The 11,808-nt window shown below is 58.4% G+C and carries 13 protein-coding genes and 1 tRNA gene; 3 read left to right on the plus strand and 11 right to left on the minus strand.

The window, feature by feature from the left end:
* Positions 1-513: 513 nt before the first annotated feature.
* The 8 genes from ACD578_RS04490 to ACD578_RS04525 all read right to left on the minus strand — a co-directional run bounded on the left by ACD578_RS04490 (position 514) and on the right by ACD578_RS04525 (position 5,548).
* Positions 514-1,602 (minus strand): NYN domain-containing protein, encoded by a 1,089-nt coding sequence (locus ACD578_RS04490; protein ID WP_404291246.1) that lies wholly within the window; start codon positions 1,600-1,602, stop codon positions 514-516.
* A 167-nt stretch (positions 1,603-1,769) separates the two neighbouring features.
* Positions 1,770-2,252: a hypothetical protein gene (locus ACD578_RS04495; RefSeq protein WP_404291248.1), complete on the minus strand. Its 483-nt coding sequence runs from the start codon at positions 2,250-2,252 to the stop codon at positions 1,770-1,772.
* 607 nt (positions 2,253-2,859) lie between these two features.
* A tRNA-Ser gene (locus ACD578_RS04500) sits at positions 2,860-2,950 on the minus strand.
* A gap of 386 nt (positions 2,951-3,336) precedes the next feature.
* The gene (locus tag ACD578_RS04505; protein WP_404291250.1) at positions 3,337-3,600 is read right to left on the minus strand and encodes a hypothetical protein; all 264 of its coding nucleotides are present in this window, start codon (positions 3,598-3,600) and stop codon (positions 3,337-3,339) included.
* Positions 3,601-3,724: 124 nt separating this feature from the next.
* Positions 3,725-4,024 (minus strand): hypothetical protein, encoded by a 300-nt coding sequence (locus tag ACD578_RS04510; protein WP_152710463.1) that lies wholly within the window; start codon positions 4,022-4,024, stop codon positions 3,725-3,727.
* A 268-nt stretch (positions 4,025-4,292) separates the two neighbouring features.
* A complete protein-coding gene (locus ACD578_RS04515) occupies positions 4,293-4,535 on the minus strand; it encodes a hypothetical protein (protein WP_404291252.1) in 243 nt (80 codons plus the stop codon).
* Between the two features lie 211 nt (positions 4,536-4,746).
* Positions 4,747-5,238 (minus strand): YidB family protein, encoded by a 492-nt coding sequence (locus tag ACD578_RS04520; RefSeq protein WP_404291254.1) that lies wholly within the window; start codon positions 5,236-5,238, stop codon positions 4,747-4,749.
* An 85-nt stretch (positions 5,239-5,323) separates the two neighbouring features.
* Positions 5,324-5,548, minus strand: a complete 225-nt coding sequence (locus ACD578_RS04525; protein WP_404291256.1) for a hypothetical protein — start codon at positions 5,546-5,548, stop codon at positions 5,324-5,326.
* Positions 5,549-5,707: 159 nt separating this feature from the next.
* Here ACD578_RS04525 and solA point away from each other — a divergent pair, with 159 nt between their 5' ends.
* Together solA and ACD578_RS04535 are read left to right on the plus strand one after the other, a co-directional pair.
* Positions 5,708-6,847: an N-methyl-L-tryptophan oxidase gene (solA, locus tag ACD578_RS04530; protein WP_404291258.1), complete on the plus strand. Its 1,140-nt coding sequence runs from the start codon at positions 5,708-5,710 to the stop codon at positions 6,845-6,847.
* Between the two features lie 31 nt (positions 6,848-6,878).
* Positions 6,879-7,997: a branched-chain amino acid ABC transporter substrate-binding protein gene (locus tag ACD578_RS04535; RefSeq protein WP_404291260.1), complete on the plus strand. Its 1,119-nt coding sequence runs from the start codon at positions 6,879-6,881 to the stop codon at positions 7,995-7,997.
* 82 nt (positions 7,998-8,079) lie between these two features.
* On the opposite strand, the gene ACD578_RS04540 is transcribed toward ACD578_RS04535, so the two are convergent.
* The 3 genes from ACD578_RS04540 to ACD578_RS04550 form a co-directional block, all read right to left on the minus strand.
* Positions 8,080-8,526, minus strand: coding sequence for a hypothetical protein (locus ACD578_RS04540; protein WP_404291262.1), 447 nt, complete (start codon positions 8,524-8,526; stop codon positions 8,080-8,082).
* A 151-nt stretch (positions 8,527-8,677) separates the two neighbouring features.
* Entirely contained in the window at positions 8,678-8,962 is a 285-nt protein-coding gene (locus ACD578_RS04545) for a hypothetical protein (protein WP_404291264.1), read from the minus strand.
* A 105-nt stretch (positions 8,963-9,067) separates the two neighbouring features.
* On the minus strand, positions 9,068-9,853 hold the full coding sequence (locus tag ACD578_RS04550) for a Crp/Fnr family transcriptional regulator (protein WP_404291266.1): 786 nt from the start codon (positions 9,851-9,853) through the stop codon (positions 9,068-9,070).
* Positions 9,854-10,207: 354 nt separating this feature from the next.
* On the opposite strand from ACD578_RS04550, the gene ACD578_RS04555 reads away from it, so the two are divergent.
* Positions 10,208-11,668, plus strand: a complete 1,461-nt coding sequence (locus ACD578_RS04555; RefSeq protein WP_404291268.1) for an amidase — start codon at positions 10,208-10,210, stop codon at positions 11,666-11,668.
* The last annotated feature ends 140 nt before the right edge of the window (positions 11,669-11,808 follow it).

Consider the following 11,808-nt stretch of genomic DNA (forward strand, 5'->3'; position numbering starts at 1 on the left):
GCAGGGTACTCGATTTGGATTTCATGGGCTGCGCCACAGCCCTCAACGACCTTCCTATAGACGATATAGGTGCCTTTGGTCCCAGAGAGGACGAGCCAGTTCTTCCCTTCTGCCTTGTAGGTCACACGGTCCAAGTCAGTGTGCTTGAGCAACCACGCTTTGTATTCTTGGAAGGTGTCTGTAACGACGGAGGGCCCGTAGCTTCCTGAGATCCATAGTCCTGCTCGTCATCAGCCCTGAACTCTCGGCCATCCCCGTTGGCAGCTGGAGGCTCGACAAGCCTGAACACGTGACGCGGCACATCCGCGACCGTCCCAAACCGCTCATTCGTGTACCGCTCCCATCCTTTGCCGAGCGGTACCCATATGTTGTCAGCGACTGCTGGGCTTATGGCAGAAGGAACGGCTGCAAGCGCCAGCAGAGCCACACGGATTGGGATGAGGTGGTGCGTGAGAGCTTTCATTAGTGGGCGCAGTTGGGGCCACAAGATGCCCTTGTCCAGGAGGCGAGAGTTCAATGACGCAGCGGTTTATATAAGCTGAACCCCGCTGTTCCGTCGTCGTTGTCGAACATGTGGATCTCAAAATTGTTATCTAGGCTGTTAAATATTCTACACAACGCGCCTAACTCATCCTTGGAAACATTGTAGAGCGCGGGCTCAACTAGCTCTGTAATAACTCTGAGTGGCCACGCTCTGTCCATATCAACAGTTATGTGGTTTGCTCCCATGCCTTTTATTTTTCTTCCGATATTACGATGATTGGAAAATTTGGCGGCATCAGCGTGATATGTTTTTATACCTGTCTGCTTGAGACGGGCATGAAGTGGAAAGAAGTCTTGGTCTGAAGATACAATGCAGACGTTATCGTATTTTTTATCGATACATTGTTCCATGGCGCGTATTGCAATCCTTATGTCAACCTCTTTCTCATCGAAAAACTTGATGCCGTTTTGATCTACTTGGAAATTAAAGAATCCTTCTTCCGATCTAACGACTAGGGGCTCGCGTTTCAGCTTTGAAATAAAGTCAGCGTACACCCTATAGTCGCGGTCCATAGATTTGAATCTTACTTTGCCCTTTGAAACGTCTGCGAATTGCCGAGATACTTCAGAATTTCGGCTGGATTTGTTCTTCTGCAGCTCCCACTTAAGATCTTTAAGCGGAGATGGAGCGTAGAATAGCTCAATCGCAAAATTGTTTGTCATAACAGCGCCAGAGACGTTGATGTTGTCCCCCTCTCTGTTGGCAATTTTTTTAATTAAATCTTGATAATCTATTGCTCCTTTCCCTGATAAAGAAAGCATATCGTTCTTTATTTTAGAAATAACGTCCAATATTAAGTATAATGCAAACCTGCTTGGGATTCGCCCATCATGTATAGGGAAGTCATTATCATTTAGCCATTTGATGGATGATAAGTATAAACCTTGTAGGTCAATTAATATAAGCGTATTTTTCGTTATCTTATTTATTTCATCCAATTTCATTATTTCATCAGCGATGATTTTGCTTTCGCGATAGCGCCTCGCGTTTGAATCTATCAACGATTCATCATTTTCACTGAGATTACTAATCGACTTCTTGGGGTCTTGATTTGGCATGAGGCGCTCGTGGGTTTTTGATTCTTTGCTGTTTTCGCTCGACTTTTGCCAAAAGATTTCGATGCAAAATCAAGGCTCAATTGGCAGCCTGGGCGACTGCTGACTTCCGTAGAGTGGTGAAAGATTGAGAACAGGCAGAGTTTCCTACTGCCCGCCATCAAGTGTGGTCACAAGCAAGTGTGAATGCCTGATTTAACGAGGTCAGCCCATTCAACCCCAAGCGTCTGCCGGGCATCAATGGCGTTCTCAGCGCCAAGCTCGCCATTGCGGAACATCACAACACCGAGTTGCCTGTCATGGCTGCCGCTAACAATAGTCGGGCCAGGAGCGTAGGTGGTTGTTGCACTGTAGGAGCGATAGCCGCCACCAATGTAGGTGCTGGAGCCGACCGTGTTGAACTGCCCCGGCATCTGGGTGGTCGAGACATTATTCTGTGAGGCAGCGCCGGTGATGATGTACCTGTCGTAGCCTGCACGGATGGTTTCAACGGCGGCGCTCTTCGCCGCCACCTTTGCTGCGCCCTGAGAGCCACAGGCTGGAGCCGCGCCAGCGTCAATAACCATCGTGTTCGCGGAAGTGCGGGTTGCTTGAGCACCTGCGCAAGCAGCCAAAGCTCCCATCAATGGGAGCACTAGAATGACATGTTTCAAGGATAATCCCCCCAGGATTATAGACTCCGCAACCGTAGCCATTGCGAGCAACAAGTCCAGCCAGACTCTTGGAGAAGGTGAATCGCCTTTCCGCTGCAGCAGAGTTCTCACTTGGTCGCCCACAGGAGTCCTTGGGTGCCTGATCCACACTCTTCACACGCTGACTTGCAAGGGAGGAACTTCTCTCGACAGCTCTGCTTATTCAAGTAGATGTTCGCTTTATGTTCTTTTGAGCGTGGCACGTGGATGGGCAAACCAAGCTAACGGTGGAGCAGGTCTTGGAGGCACGATTACGCTATGCCGCTGGCGAACTGAAATGGAGCAAACTCGCCCACGGGTACGGCGTCAGCCCGGAGGCTGTACGTAGTGCGGCCGAGGGTGTGACCTTCAAGCACCTGCCCATGGCTCCCAAGAAAGACAAGGCTGAATTGGGGAGAAACCCAGAAGCACCGACCATTGGGTAAGCACCGCAGGACCACAGATCTCGGGCTGAACAGGCGCGATAGCTTTAATAGCCAAGCCAACAGCGAAGGTGGGGAATAGGGTGGGGAAGCCTTGGGCCGGCCTCGCAATAGCTCAGACTTTACAACGCTTTAGAAAGAAATGATGGCGGAGACGGAGGGATTCGAACCCTCGATACCCTTTTGGGGTATGCTCATTTAGCAAACGAGTGCCTTCAGCCGCTCGGCCACGTCTCCAGGCGAAAAGACCGGATCTGAGATCCCGCTTCGCAGGTGGCGCAATAGACGCGAACAGGGTCTTTTCGTCAAGGTCCAAAATCGCCCGATCGCATCAGTCGCAGAGGGAAAAGCCGCCCCCAGGCACCCGATGGGCGGGTTTCACCAGAACAGATGGGAAAGGGCGAGACTCGCAAGCCCGATGCCGGAAAGGAAGACCGGAAACCACTTCGGGCATGAGCACTTTGCTTCGTTGAATTCCACCCCGTTCCCCCAATCGGTTGCTGAGCCGAGCCCATCAAAGCGGTTGCTGGCCCAGGAGGGAAGGGGGGCGGGTGGTGAAATATGAGCCGGTGAGCCCAAATGCAGGGCATCATGACTGCCGAGGGAGCGTCACTCCGCTTCGCTCATGTCGCCGGCGCCATCTCAGCCGTCTCGTAGAGATGCCGGATCTCCTCGAAGCTGCGGATGGCCGGGGCCGACCGCCTGAGGATGACGGCACTCAACTGCCTGAACTTGTCGTCGGCCCAATCTTCGACGACCAGGGTGACGGCATCCCGAAGCGGCAATGTCGCGATCTTGCACGCCATGTTCATGCCCGCCGATCGCTCGAACGGCCGGCTTAATGCGAGTAGATCCACCATCTCATCGAAATCGTGGGCTGCGGTCACGATGCTCTCCACTGCAAAGGCTCGAACAATCTCGGCCATTGGCAGCGAATTGTGGCAACCCAATGCCCAAGCTTGCCGTAGGCTTGCTTGAGGAGGGGAAGTTCAGCGGAAAAAACCGTTCGGCCTAAGACAACGGCCTTCGCGCCGGATATTTGAAGTGCTTGAGCAACTCGTCGTTGTGACCGACAAGCAGTGCAGCCTCCGAAGGCAGTGCCTCCTCGGTCACGCATTCAAAGCCTGAAAAGGAGCCCAGAAACGTCGTATTCGGAAGGCTCATGAGGAAGATCGATTGGCCGGACGTCGGGTCGGACGCAGCGGCGAGCATCATCTGCTTCGGGCTTCCGAGCTTGACGAAAAGCTCTTCGAACTGGTCCTGAGTCGGGCCCCATTCAGCGGGACCGATTGCCTTCTTTGCCCAGAGCATCGCCGACGTCCCGCTCCCAAGGAGCACATCCAGTATAATCCTAACCTAGAGCATCGGACCCGAAAGTGGAAACCACTTTTGGATCCATCCGATGTTTAAACCCTTGGGATAAGCATCGTCCCGCGCGGAAAACCGGATCCACATTTCGCTGACGCGCACCACCGGTTCCGCACGATGCGCTACTATCGGCACACAAGCGAGCGAATGCTCGAAGGCGAGGCTAGGGGATCGAGAGAAGGTGGGAGACCGCGTCGAAGCGAGGACGGCTCTAATTCAGGCTCTTCTTCCGGATGGATCTTTCCATGTGCGGATAGGGTTTGGGGACATTCTCCGAGACATCCGGGATGATGAGCACGGAAACGGCATGGCCATTGGATGCGAGCGTATCCGCCGCGTCGAAAGCCGACCGTTCCGCGTCCTGACGCGTTGCGAATGCCGTCTGTTCCCGGTCTGCGTAGGTTACCAGCCACTCGTCTTGAAACTTGAAGACGACAAAGCGGTCAGTATGCATCAGCCCCTCCCACGCTCCGCTTCGCAACGGAGCGAGGGAAGGCTACCTGATTACTGGTTTTCAGGAACGAGGCGATGGAGGTAGGGGGCAGGTCAAAAGGATAGAGCGCCCGGCCTTGCAAGAAAGCCGAGGCGCTCTGCCATGGTCAGTATTCGTGAGTGCCGTTGACCTTATGGGCGGCGCTCACCTTTCGAATGACCAAGCGGTTCCGTCATGCGCTGGGGATCCGTCCTTCGGGCGTATACTGATCAACGGCCTGCGGAAGCTCCTTGGACAGTCGCGCAAGGATCTCCTCTCGCGACAAACCGGTTTGCTGCGTCAGAGCCGCCAAGACGTCAGGTCCGATCGCCTGCTCCAATTGCTGTGGAGCGACCTCCTTGTTCGGGCCGGTGCCAACCCAGGAATCGGCAACATCGCCCTGGCCATTCTGTCGGAAGCTGTCGACCAACTCACCCAAGCCGCCGCTCAGCAGACCGCCGGGATTCTGTCCGCCCAAGCCGCCCAGCAATCCGCCCAGGCCGCCTAAACCGCCTAGGCCACCTGCGCCGGCCGGGCCGCCTTGTTGATGTCCCGGGCCACCCGGAGCCCCGCCTGGGTTGGATGTAAGGCCGCCGAGCATCTCAGCAATCTTATCCCTATTCTGGAATCCTGCGACCGCAAGAAGCCCCAAGAGGGCCGTCATGGATGGAAAGCCTCGGCTCATGTGTTCCTCCTCGTCTGATCCACGAGAACAGCAGCCGCGTCAAAAGGGTTCCAATATCTGCGTCCCGCCGCAGCCTGCCGATCCATTATAGGTCGGAATGAATCACCGAGGAGGGCAGGGTCTTTTCGCGATGCCGGGTGACAGAGGATTCTTCATCCAGATAGTCGTTCGCGAGCGATATCAAATAAAGATGCGGAATAATATTCAGTGTCGTGTGTGGCTGCGCACGGCCCGGAATGGGCCTGTCGGCGCGACACGTAACACGGCGCTCAGCACCGGCATCCATCAGCGAGAAGGACTTTTTCATCATCTAAGGTGTGCTCATCGGCCTCGCAGGAAACTACCGGGGCTTTTGCTTAAGGCCCGTAACCCATGCTCAGGACGGCTCTCAGAGGGCCGGATTGACGAACCATTGCGCGCCGCGGAATGTAGGCGCCCGCGTTCGGCAGGGTCTTGAAAGGTAGGGTCGATGACGACGTTCGATGTGGCGGTGATCGGGCTTGGCGCGATGGGGAGCGCCGCCCTCTTCAATCTTGCTCGTCAGGGACGGCGCGTCGTCGGCATCGAACAATTCGAGCCGGGGCATGACAAGGGCTCTTCGCATGGAGAGAGCCGGATCATCCGGCTCTCCTATTTCGAGCACCCGTCCTATGTTCCCTTGGCGCGTCGCGCGATGGAGAAGTGGCGCGAGCTGGAGCAGCTCTGCGGCCACAACATTCTCACCGTCACCGGAATCCTCGAGGCGGGCTATCCCGGCTGCCCGATCGTCGAGGGCTCCCTCGAAGCGTCCAGGTTGCATGGCCTCGACCATGAGGTCCTAGACGCGGCCGAGATCAACCGGCGGTTTCCGGCTTTCAAGGTGCCGCCCCACTGGACCGGATTGTATCAGCCTGAAGGCGGTTTCCTGCGGCCGGAGCTCGCCATCCAGCAATTCGTCGGACTGGCGGAAAGACATGGCGCCGAAGTCAGGACGGGGACACGTGTCCTGGCCATCGAGCCGCTCGGCTCCGGCGTGCGTGTGAGGACGGAAGCCGGTGAGATCGAGGCCGGGTCCGTGATCGTTGCGGCGGGTGCCTGGATCGGCGATTTCGCGCCCGAGCTGAAGCCGCATCTCAAGCTGACGCGCCAGGTGCTCGGCTGGTTCGAGCCTCTGCAACCGGCCTATTACGCCCCGGATCGCTGCCCGGTCTTCATTCTCGAATCCGAGGACGATGCCTGCTACGGTTTTCCGGATTTCGCCGGCACGGGCGTCAAGGCGGCGTCCCACCGCAAGGGTGCCTATCTCCCGTCGGCCGACGATTTGAGCCAGGACGGCGGAGCCGCCGACGAGGCGCAGATCCGGCGCATGCTCGCCCTGGCGATGCCGGAGGCGAACGGGCCGCTCCGGGCCATGCGGACCTGCATGTACACTCGGACCCCGGACGAGGATTTCGTGATCGACCGGTCTTCTGCCGATCCGCGGATTATCCTGGCCTCGCCGTGTTCGGGGCATGGCTTCAAGTTCGCCAGCGTGATCGGAGAGGTGCTGGCCGACCTCGCCCTTGGAAAAACACCTGCGAACGACATCTCTCGTTTCAAGCTCGAACGCTTCCGGCGGCAATCGGCCTGAAGCGGCGAAGCAGAAAGCTGGAGGCACTGCCATGAAGAGAGGGTCCGCCTATCGTCTGTCCATCCTGGCCTTGCTGGCGGGAACCGGGGTTGCTCGCGCAGAGGATATCACCATCGCCGTGGCCGGACCGATGACCGGTGCGGTCGCCAGCATCGGCGAGCAGCTCAAGCACGGCGCCGAACTTGCGGCACAGGCCATCAACAAGAATGGCGGCGTCAACGGGAAGACCCTCAAAGTCGTCCTTTATGACGATGCCTGCGATCCCAAGCAGGCCGTCGCCATCGCCAACCGCATCATCGCCGACGGCATCAAGTTCGTCGACGGCCATGCCTGCTCCGGCTCCTCGATCCCGGCCTCCGAGGTCTATGCCGAGGCTGACGTTCTGATGATGAGCCCGGCATCCAGCAATCCGGCGATGACCGACAAGGCGGCCGAGCAGGGCTGGTCGACCATCATGCGCCTCTATGGCCGCGATGACGCGCAGGGCAAGTTCATCGGTCCGTGGATCAAGCAGAATTACGGAGCCAAGAAGATCGCCATCCTTCATGACAAGAGCGCCTATGGCAAAGGACTCGCCGATGTGGTGAAGGCCTCCCTCAACGGCGCTGGTGTGAAGGAGGTGATGTACGAGGGTATCAACCCGGGCGAAAAGGACTACAAGGCCGTGGTCAATCGTCTCAAGAGCCAGGGCGTCGAGTTCCTCTATTTCGGCGGCTATCACACCGAGGCCGGCCTCATCATGCGTCAGGCCGCCGATCAGAATTACAAATTCCAGCTGATGATGGGCGACAGCATCGCGACGCCGGAATTCGGCGCCGTGGCAGGTCCCGCGGCTGACGGAACCCTGTTCACCTTCCCGCCCGACGGTCGCGACAGCGAGGCGGCCAAGGGGGCGCTGGCCCAGTTCCAGCAGATCGGTTTCGTGCCGGAGGGCTTTACCCTGTTCTCCTACGCGACCGTTCAGGCCATCGCCGGCGGAATCGGCAAGGCCGGGAGCGCGGATCCGAAGGCCGTGGCAAAGACCCTGCGCAGTACGAATGTCGACACGGTGCTCGGGCCGGTGACCTTCGACGAGAAGGGCGACATCAAGGACCCGAAATACAACATCAATGTCTGGAAGGGCGGCACGTACAGCAAGCTGACCCAGTAAGCGGAGGCTTGGTCGGACAAAGCGAGGGCGGCTCCCTACAGAGCCGCCCTGACGGTGTTTCCTGACGGTCTTTGGAGATGGTTCAGTCGTGGGCCGCAGCCTTGTCGGGTTCCTGCGCCGGGACGAGGTGCTCGATGGAAACCCAGTCCGTGCAGGCCCGAAGGATGGGGGCAAGGTACGCACGATTGCCCTCGATCTCGACAACTCGGCAGGAATAGGCCCTCCGATCCCCCGGAGGACGGTATATGACGGTCGTCCCAGGTCTGATCTCGTCATGAGTCGATGCATGCGTCTTGGCATGCGGCTTGCTGCTCGTCGAGAGCCTGTCGGCCTGTCCGTTGTCTTGCGAGAGAGACGCTTGCCGACCGGACCGGTAGCGATCAAGGGCTTCGATCGCCACCCTGGCCCTATCGCGGTAGCGGTCGCAGACGACCCTCATCAGGGTTCCCTTTTCACGTCCGGGATACCAAGTCACGCCACCGATCTTGGCCAGTTCCTCCGCAACGATTTCGATTTCTTCCTCAGTCATTGGCTACAATCCCTCGTGAGCAGGTGGTGTGTGCTCAGGTCTTGTGAACGCACTCATCTGACCTGACTCGTTGAGTGCTTATGCCCCAAAGAATATTGTTCTTGACCTCGACGCCTGGCGTTTGAATCGCGCCTAATAGTGAGACGTTTGACTACGCTCTTAATTCCATCATGCGTTTCTGCAGAATGGCGAGTTGCTGGATGTAAGGCTGCCGGCGCTCGTAGTGGCGGGCTTTCAGCTTCTCGAGAGCGCGGATCTTGATGTTGGTGTCCGGTGAGTTGATGCTCAGCTTCTCGCGTTCCTGCTCGTAGTCGAAATCGATGTCGGCCAAGGTCGCGAGAAGGGACTGAAGCAAAGGCTGGAAGGTGGGTGAATACATTCTGGGAAGGAGAGCCCCGTTGTTCGATTCATTGTTATGAAACTTAGTATCGTTCATCTCGTCCCTCGTATTAACTTTGCGTTAATAGAGTTTAAGAATACTAAGGTAGGGTTACCCCGTCTGTTGGGAACCCGACAAAACCAGAAGAAATCTTTCTTCCGATTACCTCGCCGTGTTGCGATTCTTTGCCGGAGCAAGGCGAGGCTTCGCCATTGGCTCGGCCCGCTCGGGGCCTCCCGGAAAGAGCCTCTCGAAGCTTTGACGGATCGCGTGGTAGCACTCGCATGCCGTCTCCTCGAGTCCGGTCCGATCGGTAATCCTGACCGTCCCACGGCCCTGACTGATCAGGCCCATCCGCTGGAGCGCGCTCGTGACGCTGCTCACGGTCGAGCGCTGAACCCCGAGCATCTCTGCCAGGGTTTCATGGGTGAGCGGAATGTCGTCCTTGTCGGTTCGGTCGCGGGTGCTCAGGATGGCGCGGCAGCACCGGGCTTCCACGCTATGAACCGCATTGCAGGCGACGGTTTGCAGGGTCTGCGCCAAAAGGGCTTCCGTGTAACGGAACAGCACACGTCGAATTTTCGGGCGCTTTTCAAGAGCCTCGCTCAGGCGATCCAAAGCAACACGCGACGCTGTTCCGGAAATCTGAGTAACGTAACGTCCGAAGGATTGACGGGTGACGAGCGCGCTCACGAAGCCGAATACGGATTCCCTCCCGAACACGGCCATTTCGACAGAGCCGCCATTCCGCAGAACAGTGACCAGTGAAACGACGGCGTCATGGGGGAAATAAGAGTATCGGAGCGACTCGCCGGTCTGATAGACGACCTTGCCCCGAGGCAAGTCCACGACTTCGAGATGAGGTTCGAGCCACAAATAATCATCTGGCTCCAAAGCAGCGAGGAGCTGGTTTCTCCGATGAATGGCGGCCTTCGTACCATTCTTCATGGCAGGGTATCACCGCGTTGCAGATCCCCGGGGAAGAAGCCGGGCACCTCTACAGGATAATAGTTACACAACTTCAGAGTGTGCAATCTCGGCGTACCTTTATGAACAGGCGTTTCGCACCCGTTGATGAGGCCTCCTTGCAGGAAAGGGTCGGGATCGGGGCAACAACTCTTCGGTGACTGGGAAACGAGAAGGCCTCGGCTTTGTGCCATGATCCGGCGGGCATGCCTCCAAAGAGTATCATGCCGGAGGCTCTTTCTGTCACCCTCACACCCTGCCTCTGCGTTGGTGGCATAGGCCTATGCGCGCGGGCAAAGACAAAACCGGTTTACCGGTCTCACGGAAGGCTCCAGCATGGCTGCGGGCCGATTCCTTGAGGAGAATTTCGCATTGAGTACGCAATCATCTTCGTATCAGACACGCGGCAGCTCATCGGCCGATCTGGCCGATTGGTCCGCTCCTGAGCTTCTCGAAGCTTTTGCCCGCAAGGCGGTGTCTCCCGTCGAAGTCGCGAAGGCTGTGATTGCACGCATCGATGCTTATGAGCCGCGGCTCCAGGCGCTCTATGCCTTCGACCCGGACGCGGCGCTTCGCGATGCGCGCGCCTCCGAGCAGCGCTGGATGAGGGGACAGGCGAAGGCGCTCGACGGCATTCCCGCGACCATCAAGGAAAACATTGCCACCAAAGGAACGCCGGTGCCGCTCGGCACGGCGGCGCGCCCGCTCATCCCGGCTACCGAGGATGCGCCGTCGGCGGCACGCCTGCGCGAGGATGGCGTGGTCATTCTCGCCAAGACCACCATGCCGGATTACGGCATGCTTTCGTCCGGGTTGTCGAGCTTTCACCCGCTCGCGCGCAATCCATGGGACCTCTCGAAGAATCCAGGCGGCAGCTCGGCGGGAGCGGGCGCTGCGGCGGCGGCCGGCTATGGGCCGTTCCATATCGGCACCGATATCGGCGGCTCGATCCGCCTGCCGGCCTCCTGGTGCGGCGTGTTCGGCCTGAAACCGAGCTTCGGTCGCATCCCCATCGATCCGACCTATTACGGCCGCGTCGCGGGACCGATGACGCGCACGGTGCGCGACGCGGCTCTCATGATGAAAAGCCTAACGCGTCCTGACGTGCGCGATCCGATGAGCCTGCCTTACCAGGATCTGCCCTGGCTCGATCTCGACATCGACATCAAAGGCCTGAAGATCGGCGTGATGATGCAGGCGGGCATCGGCATGCCTCTCGACCCGGAGGTCCGAGAGGCCGTGGAACGCGCCGCGAAAGCCTTTGCCGAGGCCGGCGCGATCGTCGAAGAGGTACCTGCCTTCATCACCCGCGAGATGCTCGACGGCCTCGACGATTTCTGGCGCCAGCGGGCGTGGATGGACATCGCTCCCTTGAGCGACGAGGATCGTGCGAAGATCCTGCCCTACATCCTACAATGGGCCGAAGGCGGAAAGGCGCTGACGGGCGCCGAAGTCTACAGCGGCATGAACCAGATGATGGTGATGCGGCATGCAGCCGTCGCCGCCACGCATCGCTTCGACTTCGTGATCTCGCCGGTGGCGCCCTGCGTCGCCTATCCGGCGGAGCTGGCGTCCCCCATCCACAATCCCGAGGAACCGTTCGAGCATATCGGCTACACGGTCGCCTTGAACATGTCGGACCAGCCGGCATCCTCCGTCAATGCGGGCTACACGACGGCGGGACTGCCCATCGGTCTCCAGATCATCGGCCGCCGCTTCGACGATGTCGGCGTGCTGCGGCTCTCGCACGCCTGGGAGACGATGTGCCCGGACAGGCGGCCCTGGCCGAAGCTGTAGGCGGTAAGAACGTGCAATCTCCGTCGTCATCACCGGCTTCGTGCCGGTGACCCCGATCGGGTGAAGCGTTGTGCCTTTCCGTATCGGGATGGCCGGGACTGATCCCCGGATCAAGTCCGGGGACGGCCATGACGGGACAC

It is taken from the genome of Microvirga sp. RSM25, assembly GCF_044784385.1.
Lineage (GTDB): Bacteria > Pseudomonadota > Alphaproteobacteria > Rhizobiales > Beijerinckiaceae > Microvirga > Microvirga tunisiensis.